Origin of the sequence: Aminobacter niigataensis (assembly GCF_946995915.1) — a bacterium.
GTDB classification, from domain to species: domain Bacteria; phylum Pseudomonadota; class Alphaproteobacteria; order Rhizobiales; family Rhizobiaceae; genus Aminobacter; species Aminobacter niigataensis.
On record NZ_OX341517.1, the window covers coordinates 2544747 to 2561236 of the forward strand.

Consider the following 16490-nt stretch of genomic DNA (forward strand, 5'->3'; position numbering starts at 1 on the left):
CAAGCCTCCCTCCCCCTTGTGGGGAGGGATTGAGGGTGGGGGTATCTGTCGTGGCTCCGACCGCAATCAATCCTGCCGCCATCAAGCGAGCCAGGTCATTGCGCCGGAACATGACGGACGGCGAGCGCAAGCTTTGGGGCGAATTGAAGGATTTTCGGCGGCTCTATGGTCTTCACGCCAGGAAGCAGGCGCCGATTGGGCCCTATATCGTCGATTTCGTGCTGCATGAGAAAGGCCATTGTCATCGAAGTGGATGGCGAACACCATTTCAGTCAGGAGCAGATTGAGAAAGACCATGTTCGCGATACTTGGCTTCAAGGTCAGGGTTATCGCGTGCTGAGGTTTTCGACCGGAGAACTTGCAGATGCCTTTGACGGGTGCGTCGAGGAGATTCTGCGCGAGGTGAATGTGATGTGAGCGCTACGGGACCCCCACCCCATACCCCTCCCCACAAGGGGGAGGGGGACGGCGCAGCGGCGGTCCCTACATGATCTGAAACACGGCCAAAACGCTCACAAAGAAGCGCGGCAGCAATTGGGGAACTGAGAATATGACCAAAGTCATCAGAAACGGCACCATCGTCACGGCCGACCGGACGTGGAAGGCCGACGTGCTGATCCAGCATGGCAAGATCGTCGCCATCGGCGAGAACTTGCATGCCGACCACGAGTTCGATGCCACCGGCTGCTACATCATGCCCGGTGGCATCGACCCGCACACCCATCTTGAAATGCCGTTCATGGGCACCTATTCGGCCGACGACTTCGAGAGCGGCACGCGCGCCGCCCTTTCCGGCGGCACGACGATGGTCGTCGATTTCTGCCTGCCGGCGCCCGGGCAGTCGCTGCTCGAAGCGCTGCAGATGTGGGACAACAAGACGTCGAAGGCGTGCTCCGACTACTCCTTCCACATGGCGATCACCTGGTGGGGCGAGCAGGTGTTCAACGAGATGGCCCAGGTCGTAGACAAGGGCATCACCTCGTTCAAGCACTTCATGGCCTACAAGGGCGCGCTGATGGTGGACGACGACGAGATGTACTCGTCGTTCAAGCGCTGCGCCGAGCTCGGCGCGCTGCCGCTGGTGCATGCCGAAAACGGCGACGTCGTCGCCCAGCTGTCGGCCAAGTTGCTCGCCGAAGGCAACAACGGGCCGGAGGCGCACGCCTATTCGCGCCCGCCGGAAGTGGAGGGCGAGGCGACCAACCGCGCCATCATGATCGCCGACATGGTGGGCAGCCCGCTCTATGTCGTGCATACCTCCTGCGAGCAGGCGCATGAGGCGATCCGCCGGGCCCGGCAGAAGGGCATGCGCGTCTATGGCGAGCCGCTGATCCAGCACCTGGTGCTCGACGAGACCGAATATTTCAACAAGGACTGGGACCATGCGGCGCGCCGGGTGATGAGCCCGCCCTTCCGCAACAAGCTGCACCAGGATTCTTTGTGGGCCGGCCTGCAGGCGGGTTCGCTGCAGGTGGTGGCGACGGATCATTGCTCGTTCACGACCGAGCAGAAGCGCACCGGCATCGGCAACTTCACCAAGATCCCCAACGGCACCGGCGGGCTCGAAGACCGCATGCCGGTGCTGTGGACCAAGGGCGTCAACACCGGCCGGCTGACGATGAACGAGTTCGTGGCGGTGACCTCGACCAACATCGCCAAGATCCTCAACATGTACCCGAAGAAGGGCGCGATCGTCGAAGGCGCGGATGCCGACGTAATCGTGTGGGACCCCAAGCGCAAGAAGACGATCGCGGCGAAGAGCCAGCAGTCGGTCATCGACTACAACGTCTTCGATGGTATCGAGGTGACCGGACTGCCGCGCTTCGTCTTCACGCGCGGCGAACTGGCGATCCAGGAGCACGAGGTGAAGGCCAATCCCGGCCACGGCGAATTCGTCGCCCGCGAACCGCATGCCGCCGTCAACCGGGCGCTGTCGCAGTGGAAGGAGATCACCGCGCCGCGCAAGGTCGAACGCACAGGCATCCCGGCAACCGGGGTGTGAGCACCTGCGCGTTCGCAGGCAATTTCCGTGTACCGAACAGGGATGGCGGCCGCGCCTTGCGGCCGCAAGGATGGCGCCGGAATGACATCCGGCTTCAAGGCCAGCAAAAACATCCCGATCAAGTGGACGCCTGCCTCATCTTCGGAGAGGATGGCATGATGTGGGGTAAAGTCGGGCAATGCTCATGACAGTCAATCAAGCCACGGCGACGAGCGTCGATCAGAACGCCGTCGTCGAAGCCAGAAAGCTGGGGCTGACCTTCCAGACCAATGACGGCCCGGTGCGGGCGCTGGCGGACGTCGATCTGACCATCAACAAGGGCGAGTTCGTCTCCTTCATCGGCCCTTCGGGCTGCGGCAAGACGACGTTCCTCAGGGTCATCGCCGATCTCGAGCAGCCGACGGAAGGCAAGATCTCGATCAACGGCATGACGCCCGAACAGGCACGTGAGGCCCGGGCCTACGGCTATGTGTTCCAGGCGGCAGCGCTGTTTCCGTGGCGCACGATCGAAAGCAATGTCGGGCTGCCGCTCGAGATCATCGGTCTTTCGAAGGCAGAGCAGCAGGAGCGCATCAAGCGCACGATGGACCTGGTCAATCTCTCCGGCTTCGAGAAGAAATATCCCTGGCAGCTTTCCGGCGGCATGCAGCAGCGCGCCTCGATCGCGCGCGCACTGGCCTTCGACGCGGATCTGCTCTTGATGGACGAGCCGTTCGGCGCGCTCGACGAGATCGTGCGCGACCATCTCAACGAACAGTTGCTCCGGCTGTGGCGGCAGACCAACAAGACGATCTGCTTCGTCACCCACTCGATTCCCGAGGCCGTGTATCTGTCGACGCGCATCGTGGTGATGTCGCCCAGGCCCGGGCGTGTCACCGACGTGATCGAGTCGACGCTGCCCACGGAGCGACCGCTCGACATCCGCGAGAGCCCGGAATTCCTGGCGATCGCCGCGCGCGTCCGTGACGGGCTGCGCGCCGGCCATTCCTACGAGGATTGAGCCGCGATGGATCGCCTCAGAGACCGGATTATTCCCGTCATCACCATCCTGCTGGTCATTGTTGCCGCTTGGTATGCGTTCGCCGTCTACATGAATGCGCCGTTCCAGCGCGACCTCGACCGACGGGCAGGCCTGACGCCAGGTACCGTGGAATTCGTCGGCAAGACGCTGTCGCAGCCGAAGCCGACCATGCCGGCGCCGCACCAGGTAGCGCAGAACTTCTTCGAAAACACCTTCCTGAGGAAAGTCACCAGCGCGCGCAGCCTCGTCTATCATTCGTGGGTGACGCTGTCGTCGACGCTGCTCGGCTTCACCTTCGGCACCGCACTCGGCATCCTGATCGCCGTCGGCATCGTGCATGTGATCGCGCTCGACCGCAGCCTGATGCCGTGGATCATCGCCTCGCAGACCATTCCCATCCTGGCTGTGGCGCCGATGATCATCGTGGTGCTGGCGGCCATCGGCATCACCGGGCTGATCCCCAAGGCGCTGATCTCGACCTATCTGTCGTTCTTCCCGGTCGCCGTCGGCATGGTGAAGGGGCTACGTTCGCCCGATCTCATGCATCTTGACCTGATGCACACCTACAATGCGAGCGCGTCTCAGACGTTCTGGAAGCTGCGCGTGCCGGCCTCGGTGCCGTTCCTGTTCGCCTCGATGAAGGTGGCGGTGGCGGCGAGCCTCGTCGGCGCCATCGTCGGTGAGTTGCCGACAGGTGCTGTCGCCGGGATCGGCGCGAAACTGCTCGCCGGATCCTATTACAGCCAGACCATCGACATGTGGGCGGCACTCGTCGCCGGCTCGGTGGTGGCGGCCATGCTGGTCGTACTGGTAGGGATCGTCGGCAAGGTTGTCGAACGTTCGATGGGAGGGCGGCCGGCATGGTGAACTCCAAACCGTCCTGGCAAGCCGGGCTGGCGCTGGTGTTGTGCGCCGTCGCCATGGCGACGGTGCCGATGCTGATGGCCGAAGCTACCGCGCCGATGTCGAGCGGCATGACGTCGCTTGTCGTCGGCCTCATCGCCTTGCCTGCCGTGGCCTCTTTCGCCATGTTTTCCGGACTCGCCAGCGCCGCTGTGCTTTTCGTCGGAGCGCATGGCGCTGCCTGGCTGCTGATATCTGGCATCGCAGGCAATGAAGGCACGGCGCGGATGCCGTACTTCCTGCTGCTTGCCGCCGCCTGGCTGCTGGCCTGGCGCTGCGTTGCGGTGCTGTCGGCCATCCGGCCGGTGTCGACGCAGGCCAGGACGTTGCTGCGCCTGCTGATCCCGGCGATCTTCGGCGCCTGGATCCTGATCATATGGGAAGCGGTGACGCGGGGGGCGGGCGTTCCGTTCATCCTTTTGCCGCCGCCAAGTGCGATCGCCGCGCGCATCGGCAATTCGCTGCCAATCCTTCTGGCCGACGTGCGCCAGACGATCTTCAAGGCGGTGCTATTCGGCTACATCGTCGGCAGTGCCTCGGGCTTCGCCGTGGCGATCCTGGCCGACCGCGTGCCGTTCCTGCGCAAAGGGCTTTTGCCTATCGGCAACATGGTGTCGGCGCTGCCGATCATCGGCGTCGCCCCGATCATGGTGATCTGGTTCGGCTTCGAGTGGCAGTCGAAGGCAGCCGTGGTCATCATCATGACCTTCTTCCCGATGCTGGTGAACACGGTCGCGGGCCTCGCGGCCTCGGGGCACATGGAGCGCGACCTGATGCGCACCTATGCGTCCAATTACTGGCAGACGCTGTTCAAGCTGCGCCTGCCGGCGGCCGCACCCTTCATCTTCAATGCGTTGAAGATCAACTCCACGCTGGCGCTAATCGGCGCCATCGTCGCCGAATTCTTCGGCACGCCGATCGTCGGCATGGGTTTCCGAATCTCGACAGAGATCGGGCGCATGAATGTCGACATGGTCTGGGCGGAGATCGCTGTTGCGGCTCTGGCCGGTTCCGTCTTCTATGGCGTGGTCGCCCTGATCGAGAGGGCCACCACTTTCTGGCATCCGTCTGTCCGTGGTGGGCGGGCGTGACCTGAGCTCCTTGGGCGGGGCCGCGGTCCAACTTCAGAGGGAAAAAGAAGATGAAGAGACTGATGATATCGTTGATGGCGGGGGCGATGTCGCTGGCCGCCGCGCAGGCGGCACTTGCCGCCGACAAGGTGACGCTGCAGCTCAAGTGGGTGACGCAGTCGCAGTTCGCCGGCTACTACGTCGCCAAGGAAAAGGGCTTCTACGGCGAGGAAAACCTCGATGTCGACATCAAGCCGGGCGGCCCTGACATTGCACCGGAGCAGGTGATCGCCGGTGGTGGCGCCGATGTCATCGTCGACTGGATGGGCGGCGCTCTGGCGGCCCGCGAAAAGGGTGTCGGCCTGGTCAACATCGCCCAGCCCTACAAGAAGGCGGGCATGGAGCTGGTCTGCCCGAAGGACGGACCGGTCAAGACCGAAGCCGACTTCAAGGGCAAGACGCTGGGCGTCTGGTTCTTCGGCAACGAATATCCGTTCTTCGCCTGGATGAACAAGCTCGGCCTGTCGACCGAGGGCGGCGCCGATGGCGTGACCGTGCTGAAGCAGAGCTTCGACGTGCAGCCGCTGATCCAGAAGCAGGCGGACTGCATCTCGGTCATGACCTACAATGAATACTGGCAGCTGATCGACGCGGGCTTCAAGCCGGAAGAACTGACCGTCTTCAATTATACCGAGATGGGCAACGACCTGCTCGAAGACGGCCTCTATGCGATGGAAGACAAGCTCAAGGACCCGGCCTTCGAAGACAAGATGGTTCGCTTCGTGCGCGCCTCGATGAAGGGCTGGAAATACGCCGTCGACAATCCTGACGAGGCAGCCGGCATCGTCGTCGACAATGGCGGCCAGGACGAAAACCACCAGAAGCGCATGATGGGCGAAGTGGCCAAGCTGATCGACAATGCCGACGGCAAGCTGATCGAGGCGGCCTACAAGCGAACAGCAGAAGCGCTTTTGGCGCAGAAGATCATCACCAAGGAGCCTTCGGGCGCCTGGACGTCCACGATCACCGACAAGGCGATCAAATAAGATCTGGATGACCGGACGATCTGGAAAGGGGGCGGGTAACCGCCCCTTTTTCTTTTTCGAGGTTGGAGTTTGAGGTGCGTCCTTCGAGGCCCGCTTCGCGGGCTCCTCAGGATGAGGGAGGTCAGCGCAACGGTCCTCATCCTGAGGTGCGAGCCCCGCCCTGACCGCTGACGGCTTGGGGCTGACTTGTCATGGGCGAGCCTCAAAGGACGCACGCCCAAGCCACTGGCAAGGGGGCTGCCGCTACTTCGCCACCACGTAGAAGGTCAGCGTGCGCGACTCGCCCTTGGAATAGTTCATGCCTTCGATGCGGCCGCGCTCCCTGAGCGCTGCTGCGCCGCCCGGCACGGCAGCGAGGAAGGCCTCGCTTTCGGCCGCCGAAACCACGGCAATGGCGCATGCGGGATCGGCCGCCAGGGCAGCTGCCGCGCCCTTGCCATTGGTAAGCTGGGTCGAGGTGCCGGCGAGGAAGACCAGGCTCGGCTCGCTGTAGCCGGCGGAAGCGAGCACCGAGGTGGTGCAGGGCTTCAGTTTCTCGAACTGCTCGGCAATCTGCGGACTAAGCCACAAAGGCTTGAGCGGTGGCAGGACCTTCAGGGTCAGCACGCCGAAGGCTGCGGCAGCAGCAGCCGCGGCAATGCCGGTGCGCTTGAGCGGCGACATGTCGCTCGGCATGCCGGCGCCGAGGGTAGCGGCAACCAGAACAAGCAGACCGGCCAACTGGCCCCACCAGGAGAACTGGCCGAGGAAATAGGGCGTGATGCCCAGTGCGATGGCAGCAAGGCCGGCACTGATGCCGAAGACGCCAAAGGCGCACGCCCTGCGGATCCAGAGCTGCCAGCGCGACAGCTCGATGCCTGCGGCGGACGGATCGGTCAGCGACCAGGCCATCAGCAGGAGCAGCGCGGGATAGGCCGGCATCGCATAGTGCGGCAGCTTGGTGGGGATCAGCTCGATGGCGATCCAGTAGGGCAGGTACCAGGCGAGGCAGAACAACAGCCGGGGGTCGTCGCGGAAGCGCTTGAGCGCCTTCAGCCCGCCTTCGAGCGCCACCAAAGCGAAGGGCCACATGAACACCGAATAGGTCAGGAAGTAGTAGCCGGGCGGGAAGCCATGCGATTCCTGGCCCGAGCCGACCTTGCTCAACAGGTCCTTGCCGACCGATTCCTGCCAGAATTCGGTGCCGGTCTTGATGGTGATCAGGATCAGCCACGGAGCTGCGACGAGCAGCGTCACCAGGATGCCGGTGAAGGGGCGGAGCTTGCGCAGCCATGAGCGGTCGCGGTCGAGGATGGCGATGGTGGCGACCGTGAGCAGGCTGAGGAACGGAATGACCGGGCCCTTGATCAGCAGGGCAAGGCCGTGGGCGATCCAGAACAGCCAGTTGGCTTTGCCCTGCGGCCGGCCGGCCTTGTGGCCGAGATAGACGGCTGCGAGCGCCCCCTGGGCGAGCAGGGCGGTGGCGAGCAATGTCGCGTCGGTCTTGGCGATGCGTGCCTCGACGCCGAGCATGAGGATACCCATGAGGCCGAGGCCGGCAACGACGCCTGCCGTGCGGCCGAACATGCGGTCGCCGACGAAGGCGAGGGCAAGGACCGAGAAGGTGCCGGCCAGCACCGAAACCAGCCGGTAGACCCATATCGGGGCATCGCTGCCCTTTCCGCTGACCAGGACGGCGGCCGACTGCAGCCAGTAGATTCCGGCTGGTTTCTTGTAGCGCGGCACGTCCTGGAAACGGATGTCGACATAATCGCCACTCTCGACCATCTGCTTGGTGGCCTGGACGAAGCGCGACTCGTCGCGATCAGTCGGCGGCAGGGTGGAAATGCCCGGCGCAAAGGCAAACAGGCAGAGTGCCGCGAGCAGGAGATAGCTGAACAAAGACAAAGACTTGTGCTGGGTCTCTGTGGTTTTGATTCCGGTTGCCAGCATGCCCGCTACTCGGTGTCGGCCATGGCGGCGCGCCGCTCATTGGCGATCAGCCAGAGATTGCGGATGTAGATGAACAGGCCGAGGCCCTGGCCGGCAATGAACACCGGGTCCTGGCGCTGGATGGCATAGATCAGCAGCATGGCGCCGCCCCCGAGCGAGAAGAACCAGAAGGCGACGGGCACGACGGAGCGCTTGGCGCGTTCCGAAGCGAGCCATTGCACGACGAAACGCATGGTGAACATGCCCTGGGCGACGAAGCCGAGCAGGATCCAGCCGTTGAACTGGGCGACGAAGACATCGTGCAGCCAGGTGCCGAGTTCGGAAATGAGGTTCATTGGCCAAGCTCCGTGACCGATGGCACGACCTTGCGGCGGCGACGCAGCCACCACACGCCCGTGAGGTCGAGGATGCCGCGCAGGCCGCGATCGAGGATGCCGTAATTGGATTTGCCGTGGCGGCGCGAGCGGTCGACGACATCGACATGGACGACGCCGCGGCCCTCGCGCAGTGAAAGTGCGGGCAGGTAACGATGCCAGCCGTCGAAGAACGGCAGCTGGCGGAACAGATCGGTGTGCAACGCCTTGAGGCCGCAGCCGGAATCGCGCGTGCCGTCGCGCAGGATCATCTCGCGCAGGCCATTGGCGAAACGCGACGACAGCTGCTTGAGCTTGGTGTCGGTGCGCTTGAGGCGCTGGCCGGCGGCGATGCCGACCGATGGGCCGGCGGCGATCAGCGCGTCGGCGAGCTTGGGCAGGTAGGCGGGATCGTTCTGGCCGTCGCCATCCATGGTGACGACGATGCTACCCCGCGCTGCGAAGACGCCGGAACGAACGGCGGCACTCTGGCCGGCCGAGCGGTCGTGCCTGACATGACGCAGGCGACCGGCGCTGCGCGCCAGCTCGGCGAGAACGTCGGCCGTGCGATCGGTCGAGCCGTCATCGACGACGATGACCTCGTAGTCGCGGCCGGCCATGGCGTCGTGGACCTCGCCGACCAGGATCGGCAGGTTCTCGGCCTCGTTCTTGCACGGAATGACGATTGAAATCATCAGCTTGCCTGGGGAAGTGTTACGTCAGGATGGTGAAATGCGCGGCCTCAATAGCATCAAAGCCGCGCATTTGCCACGACGCTTGCGCTTTCCCCAAGGCAAGGGTCCCCCTTGTCCCCGGGGCAGGGATCAGCGCTTGTCCCTGATGTCGCTCAGCGTGCGGGTCGGCGTGATGGCCTCCGGATCGAGCTTGATCTCGATGATCGTCGGCTTGCCGCTGGCACGGGCGCGCTCGAAGGCGGGCGCGAATTCGTCGGTCTCGCGCACCGTCTCGCCATGGCCGCCATAGGCACGGGCAAGCGCTGCGAAATCAGGGTTCTTGAGGTCGGTCGCCTCGACACGGCCGGGATACTCGCGCTCCTGGTGCATGCGGATGGTGCCGTAGATGCCGTTGTTGACGACGATGACGATGATCGGCAGGCCGTATTGCACGGCGGTGGCGAACTCCTGGCCGTTCATCATGAAGCAGCCGTCGCCGGCGAAGGCGATGACCTCGCGCTCGGGGAACAGGCCCTTGGCTGCAACCGCTGCCGGTGTGCCGTAGCCCATCGAGCCCGACGTCGGTGCGCCCTGGGTGGCAAAACGGCGGAAGCGGTGGAAGCGGTGTACCCAGGTGGCGTAATTGCCGGCGCCGTTGGTGAGGATGGCGTCCTCGGGCAGGACCTTTTCCAGCCAGTTCATGATCGGGCCCATCTGGACCGCACCCGGGCCGGCGAGCGGCGGGGTCGACCACTCGAGATAGGCGGCATGCAGCGCCCTGGTGTTTTCGGTCCATGCCGGCTTTGTAGCCGGCTTGCGCTTGGCGAATGCCTCGACGAAGGCTGCTGGCGAGGCATTGATGGCGACGGTCGGGCGGTAGACGCGGCCGAGCTCGTCGGCGTCGGCATGGACATGCACGAGCTTCTGGTCGGGATAGGGGCTCTTGATCAGCGTGTAGTCCGAGGACGGCATCTCGCCGAAGCGGCCGCCGACCAACAGCACCACGTCGGCTTCCTTGATCGCCTTGGCGATCTTCGGGTTGACGCCGATGCCGACGTCACCGGCGTAGTTTTCATGGAGATGGTCGAACAGCATCTGGCGGCGGAAGGAGACGCCGACGGGCAGCGACCAGGCTTCAGAGATTTTCTTCATGCGCTCGACGGCCTCGGCATTCCAGCGCGTGCCGCCGAGGATGACGAACGGATTCCTGGCGCTGTTGAGCAGGGCCTCGAGCTTGGCCAGCTCTTCGTCGCCCGGGCGGGTTTCGACCGCGACGGCGGACAGGGCGGCCGGGGCCTCGACCTCGCTGGTCAGCATGTCCTCGGGCAGCGAGATGACGACGGGACCGGGTCGGCCCGAGGTGGCGACGGAGAAGGCACGGGTGAGCAGCTCGGGAATGCGCGCGGCATCGTCGATCTCGACCACCCACTTGGCGATATCGCCGAAGAAACGCCGGTAGTTGACCTCCTGGAAGGCCTCGCGTTCCTTGGCATGGCTCGCCACCTGGCCGATGAACAGGATCATCGGGATGGAATCCTGCATGGCGATGTGCACGCCGGCGGACGCGTTGGTGGCGCCAGGGCCACGGGTGACGAAGCAGATGCCCGGCTTGCCGGTGAGGCGGCCATGGCAGTCGGCCATCATCGCCGCACCGCCTTCCTGGCGGCAGACGATGCTCCGGATCTTGGAATCATGCAGCGCGTCGAGTACCGCGAGATAGGATTCGCCCGGCACGCAATACATGCGGTCGACGCCGTTGGCCTCGAGCGCGTCGACGATCAGTTGTCCGCCGGTCTTCATTTTTCGTTCTTCTCCAGTTCGGCAAGGATTTCCGCGGTGTGTTCCCCGAGCCGCGGCGAAGGTCTGACATATGAAAGAGGTGTCTCGGACATGATCATTGGCGCGCGCACCGAGGGCAGCGCATTGCCGTGGCCATCGTCGAGGTCCATCCGCATGCCGCGGGCGATCGCCTGCGGATCGGCGAAGGCCTGGCCGATATTGTTGATGGGGCTTGCCGGCACGCCTGAAGCCTCGAGCCGGGCGAGCAGGGTTTCGCGGTCGAAGGCCGCGAGCGCGGCGACGATCTTCTCGCGCAAGGCGACGCGGTTGGCGACGCGGGCCGAATTGGTGGCAAAGAGCGGGTCGGCGGGGAGATCGTCGAGGCCGACGATGGCGCAGAATTTCTGGAACTGGCCGTCATTGCCGACGGCGAGGATGAAATGCCCGTCGCGCACCGGCAGCACCTCGTATGGCGAGATGTTCGGATGGGCGTTGCCCATCTGCACCGGCGAGTTGCCCGAGACCAGATAGTTGAGGTTCTGGTTGGCGAGCACCGACATCTGGGCGTCGAACAGCGCCATGTCGACATGCTGGCCCTGGCCGGTGGCCTCGGCATGCCGAAGGGCTGCCTGGATGGCGATGACCGAATAGAGGCCGGTGAAGATGTCGGTGACGGCGACACCGACCTTTTGCGGCTCGCCGCCGGCAGGCCCGGTGATCGACATCAGGCCCGACATGCCCTGGACGATGAAGTCGTAGCCGGCGCGCGGCGCATAAGGGCCGGACTGGCCGAAGCCGGTGATCGAGCAATAGACCAGCCTGGGGTTGATCTTCTTCAGGCTGTCATAGTCGAGACCGTATTTCTTGAGGCCGCCAAGCTTGAAGTTCTCGATCAGCACGTCGGCGCCGGCGACCAGCTTGCGCACGATGTCCGCGCCTTCCGGCGTCGAGAAATCGAGCGCGATCGAGCGCTTGCCGCGATTGCAGGCGTGATAATAGGCGGCCGACAGGTTCTCGCCGTCATGGGACGTGACGAAGGGCGGGCCCCATTTGCGGGTGTCGTCGCCGCCATCGGGGTTTTCCACCTTGACGACGTCGGCGCCGAGATCGGCGAGCAACTGTCCGGCCCAGGGGCCGGCGAGAATGCGGGCGAGTTCGATGACGCGGACGCCGTGGAGGGGCGGATTGCTCATGGGGCACCAGAGATCATTTCGGTCGCGCCACGATCTATCAGGAGTCCCGATATCCCGCCACCACGTTGCGATGGGCCAGCAAGCATGTTCACCGCGGAAACGTCAGGTTGAGCCAGCCGGCGAAATCGGCCATGACGGCATCGCGATTGACCTCGTTCAGGCTTTCGTGGCGGGTTTCTGCGTAAACCTTTGAAACGAGATTCGAAAAGCCCATCCGGCGCATGCGCGAAGCCAGCGCCTCGACCGCCTTGCCGCCATCGGTTGCCGGGTCGTGAGCGCCGCCGATGAGGTTGAACGGCAGGTCCTTGCGCACGCTTGCGAAGTTGCCGTCGTCGGCACCGGCAAAGACCAGATCGAAAATGTCGATCCACATCGACACCGAGGCGTTCCAGCCGCAGAGCGGGTCGGCGATGTAGGCATCGACCTCGGCCGGATCGCGCGAGAGCCAGTCGAATTCGGTACGGCGGCCGGGGATCTTCTTTGCCCAGTCGCCGAAGGTCAGCTTGGGCAGGATGCGGGAGGGCACGTCCGACCCGAGCCGGAAGCGCTCGAAGGCAAGGATGGCCTGTGCCAGCCGGCCGAGGATGCCGGCGGAGAAATTGGCGTTCCAGATGGCCGCGGCTGCCACGCGTTCGGAATGGCGCAGCACGAAATTGAGCGCGATCAGCCCACCCATCGAGTGGCCGACGATCACAACCGGCAGATCGGGGTGCTGGACTGCGATGAAGTCATGCACGGCGCCGACATCGGCCAGGACGCGGTCGACACCGTCCTTGGCCGCGAAACGCCCGGTAGGCGCATCGGGCGCCGACGTCGCGCCATGGCCGCGATGGTCATGGGCGTAGACGTGACAGTCATGGGCGGCGAGGAAATCGGCGAAGCGGCCGTAGCGTGCGGCATGTTCGGCCAAGCCGTGGTTGATCTGAACCACCGCCCGGGCAGGTGCCTCGGCGCGGCGGACAAACAGGTTGATATGGGCGCCCGTGGGCGATGCGAGCGGAATGCGACTGTCGAACGGCATTGTTGTCTCCCCTCGATCGGAACTGTTGAGGGCCCCACCCTTGCGCGTCAAGGGCGGCGGCCGGTGGTGCACACGACAATGTCAGGAGGCGGCGGCGTGCCCCTTGTTCGCACGATATCAGCCCATATATTCCGCTAACCCCAGCGCCGGCGTGGCCCCAGCCGGTTTTGCCCTTCATTTCCATTCAAATCTCAAGCGATGATCGCCATGCAGCCGATTATTTCCGTTTCCAATCTTTCCAAGACCTATGCGTCGGGCTTTTCGGCGCTGAAGAACATCAATCTCGACATCAGCCGCGGCGAGATCTTCGCTTTGCTCGGGCCCAACGGCGCCGGCAAGACGACGCTGATCAGCATCATCTGCGGCATCGTCAACCCGACCGAGGGCACGGTGCTGGCGGATGGGCACGACATCGTTCGCGATTACCGTGACGCGCGCTCGCGCATCGGGCTGGTGCCGCAGGAACTGACCACCGACGCCTTCGAAACCGTATGGGCGACGGTCAGCTTCAGCCGCGGCCTGTTCGGCAAGCCGGCGAACCCGGCGCATATCGAGAAGATCCTCAAGGACCTGTCGCTGTGGGAGAAAAAGGACAGCAAGATCATGACGCTGTCGGGCGGCATGAAGCGGCGCGTGATGATCGCGAAGGCGCTGTCGCACGAACCGCAGATCCTGTTTCTCGACGAGCCTACCGCCGGCGTCGACGTCGAGCTGAGGCGCGACATGTGGGAGGTGGTGCGCTCGCTGCGCGAAACCGGCGTCACCGTCATCCTGACCACGCACTACATCGAGGAGGCCGAGCAGATGGCCGACAGGGTAGGGGTCATCTCCAAGGGCGAGATCATCCTCGTCGAGGAGAAGGCCGAGCTGATGCGCAAGCTGGGCCGCAAGCAATTGAAGCTGCAGTTGCAGAGCCAGCTCGACAGCCTGCCGCCGGCGCTCGCCAGCCACGGCCTGGAGCTGGCCGACGGCGGCCACGAAATCGTCTACACCTACGACGCGCAGGGTGAACGAACCGGCATCACGGCGCTGCTCAAGGACCTCAACGACAACGGTATCCGCTTCAAGGACCTTCAGACCAGCCAGAGTTCGCTGGAGGAGATCTTCGTCAATCTGGTGAGTGAACGGCGATGAATTTTCACGCGATCCGCGCAATCTACCTGTTCGAAATGGCGCGCACCTGGCGCACGCTGCTGCAAAGCATCGTTTCGCCCGTCATTTCGACTTCGCTCTATTTCGTCGTCTTCGGTGCTGCCATCGGCTCGCGCATCAGCGAGATCAACGGCATCAGCTACGGCGCGTTCATCGTGCCCGGGCTGATCATGCTGTCGCTTTTGACCCAGAGCATCTCCAATGCCTCGTTCGGCATCTATTTCCCGAAATTCGTCGGCACCATCTACGAGCTGCTGTCGGCGCCGGTGTCCTATCTCGAGATCGTCATCTCCTATGTCGGGGCGGCAGCGTCGAAGTCGATCATCCTCGGGCTGATCATCCTTGCGACCGCCGCGCTGTTCGTGCCGCTGCAGATCCAGCATCCCGGCTGGATGCTGTTGTTCCTGGTGCTGACGGCGGTCACCTTCAGCCTGTTCGGCTTCATCATCGGCATCTGGGCCGGCAATTTCGAGCAATTGCAGCTGGTGCCGATGTTGATCGTGACGCCGCTGACCTTCCTTGGCGGCAGCTTCTATTCCATCGACATGCTGCCGCCGTTCTGGCGCACCGTGTCGCTGTTCAACCCGGTAGTCTATCTGGTCAGCGGCTTCCGCTGGAGCTTCTTCGGCATATCGGACGTCAATGTCGGCATCAGCCTCGGCATGACGCTGGTGTTCCTGGTTGCCTGCCTGGTTGCGGTCTGGTGGATATTCAGGACCGGCTGGCGCATCAAGGCGTAGGCTAGGAAGACAACAATCGGCTGGCTTATGCGGCTGCACGCCAAAGACTTTTCGGTGCAGCCGCAGCGAGGACGCCTAGCCGAACTCAGACTCCTCTGTCGTTCGAGATCGTCGAAAAGCCGCGCCGCCAGAATACCAGCGGTGCGAGGTCTTCCGTCTGGGTGTGCTCGATGATCGCCGTGACCAGCATGTGATCGCCGAGCGGCAGCTGGTCGCGGACGCGGGCCGCAATCCACAACAGCGTCTCGTCGATGCGGGGAAGCGCGTGCTCCTCGCACCATCGTGTGTCGCCGAACCGGTCTATGCCCGGCGTGGCGAAGCGGCGCGCTATGTCATGCTGATGGGCGGCGAGAACGTTGATGCCGACAGGCCTTCCCGCCTCCAGCCGCTGCAGCAGCCAGGAGGTCCGCTTCATCGCGAACATCAGCATCGGCGGGCCGAGGGACAGTGCGCTCAGCGTGCCGACCGTTGCGCCGTAGCGCTCCGATCCGCTGCCTGTCGTGACGACTGCAACAGATGTCGGTATCTGCGCGAAGGCCGACTTGAGGGCGTCAGGCGGCAATATCGCTGGCCGCTCTGCGACGCCTACCATCTTGCAGCAAGCGGCGAGGGCCCCTCCAGCGACGGGAAGTGCGGCAAGACCTCCTCGGCAAGCTCCTGGATGATCTCGCCGGCCGGGCGGCCGGAAAACTGCATCCCCAGCGCTGCGTGGTTGACGCCGGCCTCGCGCCATTCGCCGAGCAGGTCGATCAGCCCCTTGCGGCCGGTCTTCAACACGAATCCGCCGCGGAGCGCAGTGCGGGGGAAGTCGGGGTCGTCGGAGAGATCGAGCCACTCGTTGGTCATATGCGGGCGAAAGCCACCATCCGGAATCTGGTCCCGCCAAGCGCGAATGTTCTTCGCCAGCCGCTTCGGGCCCTCCGCTATGTGGGTGGGCTGCGGGTAGGTCAGCCAGCCATCGGCATGTTCGGCAACCCATGCCGGCGTCTGCCGGCTGGATCCGGTGACGATCAGCGGAATACGACCTACCGGCGGCTTGGGCAGGAAGTCGATGCCTGTCATCGTTCCGAGCCTTGATTTGATGGACGGCCGGCCGGGTGCGATCAGTTGCCGGAAATAGGCCACCGCTTCCGCAAATCGCCTGCCCCGATCGTCCATGTCCAGGCCGTAGGCCGGAAACTCGGCCGGGCGGTCGCCGGACGCGATTCCCAGCACGAGACGGCCGCCGGAAAGGTGGTCGATCGTGGTTGCCGCCTTGGCGAGATCGATGGGATGACGCAGGGAAAAGATGGCGCTTCCCGTGGCCAGCGCGACTTTATGCGTCCGCGCCGCCAGATAGGAAAGATAGGTGAAGGGGTCGAAAAGCTGGCCGGCATCGCCAAAGCCCGGATCGAAAAGCGGCACGTCACGGACCCAGATGCTTGCGAAGCCGCGGCGGTCGATGTCCTCGACCAGTTCAGCCTGGCCTTCCAGGACAGCCATGTCGCCCTCATAGAAGCGCAAGGGCAGAAAGATGCCGACGGTCAGCCGGTTCGGAGCGAACATGCGCCGATAGCCGGGGTGCCCGGCAAAAGCTTCACTGGATGCGCCGGAATGGGAGGTCG

Annotated in this window: 17 protein-coding genes; 9 read left to right on the forward strand and 8 right to left on the reverse strand. The window is 64.1% G+C overall.

What is annotated here, in order from left to right:
- Positions 1–110 precede the first annotated feature (110 nt).
- From O1Y97_RS12320 to O1Y97_RS12350, 7 genes are all read left to right on the forward strand, one after another.
- The gene (locus O1Y97_RS12320; protein WP_318764204.1) at positions 111–287 is read left to right on the forward strand and encodes a DUF559 domain-containing protein; all 177 of its coding nucleotides are present in this window, start codon (positions 111–113) and stop codon (positions 285–287) included.
- Entirely contained in the window at positions 226–417 is a 192-nt protein-coding gene (locus tag O1Y97_RS12325) for an endonuclease domain-containing protein (protein WP_318761211.1), read from the forward strand. Before O1Y97_RS12320 ends, O1Y97_RS12325 begins: the two co-directional genes overlap by 62 nt.
- Before the next feature lie 133 nt (positions 418–550).
- Positions 551–2002, forward strand: a complete 1452-nt coding sequence (gene hydA / locus O1Y97_RS12330) for a dihydropyrimidinase (RefSeq protein WP_318761212.1) — start codon at positions 551–553, stop codon at positions 2000–2002.
- Between the two features lie 178 nt (positions 2003–2180).
- Positions 2181–3002, forward strand: a complete 822-nt coding sequence (locus tag O1Y97_RS12335; RefSeq protein ID WP_183260294.1) for an ABC transporter ATP-binding protein — start codon at positions 2181–2183, stop codon at positions 3000–3002.
- Between the two features lie 6 nt (positions 3003–3008).
- Entirely contained in the window at positions 3009–3890 is an 882-nt protein-coding gene (locus tag O1Y97_RS12340) for an ABC transporter permease (RefSeq protein ID WP_318761213.1), read from the forward strand.
- Complete coding sequence (locus O1Y97_RS12345) at positions 3884–5017, forward strand: ABC transporter permease (RefSeq protein WP_318761214.1); 1134 nt, start codon at positions 3884–3886, stop codon at positions 5015–5017. Before O1Y97_RS12340 ends, O1Y97_RS12345 begins: the two co-directional genes overlap by 7 nt.
- 50 nt (positions 5018–5067) lie before the next feature.
- Positions 5068–6042, forward strand: coding sequence for an ABC transporter substrate-binding protein (locus O1Y97_RS12350; RefSeq protein WP_108607586.1), 975 nt, complete (start codon positions 5068–5070; stop codon positions 6040–6042).
- 243 nt (positions 6043–6285) lie between these two features.
- On the opposite strand, the gene O1Y97_RS12355 is transcribed toward O1Y97_RS12350, so the two are convergent.
- The 6 genes from O1Y97_RS12355 to O1Y97_RS12380 all read right to left on the reverse strand — a co-directional run bounded on the left by O1Y97_RS12355 (position 6286) and on the right by O1Y97_RS12380 (position 12994).
- Positions 6286–7974: an ArnT family glycosyltransferase gene (locus O1Y97_RS12355; RefSeq protein WP_318761215.1), complete on the reverse strand. Its 1689-nt coding sequence runs from the start codon at positions 7972–7974 to the stop codon at positions 6286–6288.
- A gap of 5 nt (positions 7975–7979) precedes the next feature.
- Positions 7980–8309 (reverse strand): lipid-A-disaccharide synthase N-terminal domain-containing protein, encoded by a 330-nt coding sequence (locus O1Y97_RS12360; protein ID WP_318761216.1) that lies wholly within the window; start codon positions 8307–8309, stop codon positions 7980–7982.
- Entirely contained in the window at positions 8306–9022 is a 717-nt protein-coding gene (locus O1Y97_RS12365; protein ID WP_318761217.1) for a glycosyltransferase family 2 protein, read from the reverse strand. Before O1Y97_RS12365 ends, O1Y97_RS12360 begins: the two co-directional genes overlap by 4 nt.
- 129 nt (positions 9023–9151) lie before the next feature.
- Positions 9152–10801 carry a thiamine pyrophosphate-binding protein gene (locus O1Y97_RS12370; protein ID WP_318761218.1) on the reverse strand — a complete coding sequence of 550 codons (1650 nt, stop codon included), beginning with the start codon at positions 10799–10801 and terminating at the stop codon, positions 9152–9154.
- Positions 10798–11973 (reverse strand): CaiB/BaiF CoA transferase family protein, encoded by a 1176-nt coding sequence (locus tag O1Y97_RS12375; RefSeq protein ID WP_318761219.1) that lies wholly within the window; start codon positions 11971–11973, stop codon positions 10798–10800. The genes O1Y97_RS12370 and O1Y97_RS12375 overlap by 4 nt, the downstream gene beginning before the upstream one ends.
- 88 nt (positions 11974–12061) lie before the next feature.
- The gene (locus O1Y97_RS12380) at positions 12062–12994 is read right to left on the reverse strand and encodes an alpha/beta fold hydrolase (protein ID WP_318761220.1); all 933 of its coding nucleotides are present in this window, start codon (positions 12992–12994) and stop codon (positions 12062–12064) included.
- 207 nt (positions 12995–13201) lie between these two features.
- Here O1Y97_RS12380 and O1Y97_RS12385 point away from each other — a divergent pair, with 207 nt between their 5' ends.
- Together O1Y97_RS12385 and O1Y97_RS12390 are read left to right on the forward strand one after the other, a co-directional pair.
- On the forward strand, positions 13202–14128 hold the full coding sequence (locus tag O1Y97_RS12385) for an ABC transporter ATP-binding protein (RefSeq protein ID WP_318761221.1): 927 nt from the start codon (positions 13202–13204) through the stop codon (positions 14126–14128).
- Positions 14125–14886, forward strand: a complete 762-nt coding sequence (locus O1Y97_RS12390) for an ABC transporter permease (protein ID WP_108607593.1) — start codon at positions 14125–14127, stop codon at positions 14884–14886. Before O1Y97_RS12385 ends, O1Y97_RS12390 begins: the two co-directional genes overlap by 4 nt.
- Positions 14887–14971: 85 nt before the next feature.
- On the opposite strand, the gene O1Y97_RS12395 is transcribed toward O1Y97_RS12390, so the two are convergent.
- Positions 14972–15448, reverse strand: a complete 477-nt coding sequence (locus O1Y97_RS12395) for a flavin reductase family protein (protein WP_318761222.1) — start codon at positions 15446–15448, stop codon at positions 14972–14974.
- A 23-nt stretch (positions 15449–15471) separates the two neighbouring features.
- A complete protein-coding gene (locus tag O1Y97_RS12400) occupies positions 15472–16431 on the reverse strand; it encodes an LLM class oxidoreductase (RefSeq protein ID WP_318761223.1) in 960 nt (319 codons plus the stop codon).
- Positions 16432–16490: the final 59 nt, after the last annotated feature.

Excerpts from the sequence above, each read along its gene's own strand:
- O1Y97_RS12320 (WP_318764204.1), top strand. The coding sequence starts at position 111 with ATGACGGACGGCGAGCGCAAGCTTTGGGGCGAATTGAAGGATTTTCGG.
- O1Y97_RS12325 (WP_318761211.1), top strand. The coding sequence starts at position 226 with ATGAGAAAGGCCATTGTCATCGAAGTGGATGGCGAACACCATTTCAGT.
- hydA (WP_318761212.1), top strand. The coding sequence starts at position 551 with ATGACCAAAGTCATCAGAAACGGCACCATCGTCACGGCCGACCGGACG.
- O1Y97_RS12335 (WP_183260294.1), top strand. The coding sequence starts at position 2,181 with ATGCTCATGACAGTCAATCAAGCCACGGCGACGAGCGTCGATCAGAAC.
- O1Y97_RS12340 (WP_318761213.1), top strand. The coding sequence starts at position 3,009 with ATGGATCGCCTCAGAGACCGGATTATTCCCGTCATCACCATCCTGCTG.
- O1Y97_RS12345 (WP_318761214.1), top strand. The coding sequence starts at position 3,884 with ATGGTGAACTCCAAACCGTCCTGGCAAGCCGGGCTGGCGCTGGTGTTG.
- O1Y97_RS12350 (WP_108607586.1), top strand. The coding sequence starts at position 5,068 with ATGAAGAGACTGATGATATCGTTGATGGCGGGGGCGATGTCGCTGGCC.
- O1Y97_RS12355 (WP_318761215.1), bottom strand. The coding sequence starts at position 7,974 with ATGCTGGCAACCGGAATCAAAACCACAGAGACCCAGCACAAGTCTTTG.
- O1Y97_RS12360 (WP_318761216.1), bottom strand. The coding sequence starts at position 8,309 with ATGAACCTCATTTCCGAACTCGGCACCTGGCTGCACGATGTCTTCGTC.
- O1Y97_RS12365 (WP_318761217.1), bottom strand. The coding sequence starts at position 9,022 with ATGATTTCAATCGTCATTCCGTGCAAGAACGAGGCCGAGAACCTGCCG.
- O1Y97_RS12370 (WP_318761218.1), bottom strand. The coding sequence starts at position 10,801 with ATGAAGACCGGCGGACAACTGATCGTCGACGCGCTCGAGGCCAACGGC.
- O1Y97_RS12375 (WP_318761219.1), bottom strand. The coding sequence starts at position 11,973 with ATGAGCAATCCGCCCCTCCACGGCGTCCGCGTCATCGAACTCGCCCGC.
- O1Y97_RS12380 (WP_318761220.1), bottom strand. The coding sequence starts at position 12,994 with ATGCCGTTCGACAGTCGCATTCCGCTCGCATCGCCCACGGGCGCCCAT.
- O1Y97_RS12385 (WP_318761221.1), top strand. The coding sequence starts at position 13,202 with ATGCAGCCGATTATTTCCGTTTCCAATCTTTCCAAGACCTATGCGTCG.
- O1Y97_RS12390 (WP_108607593.1), top strand. The coding sequence starts at position 14,125 with ATGAATTTTCACGCGATCCGCGCAATCTACCTGTTCGAAATGGCGCGC.
- O1Y97_RS12400 (WP_318761223.1), bottom strand. The coding sequence starts at position 16,431 with ATGTTCGCTCCGAACCGGCTGACCGTCGGCATCTTTCTGCCCTTGCGC.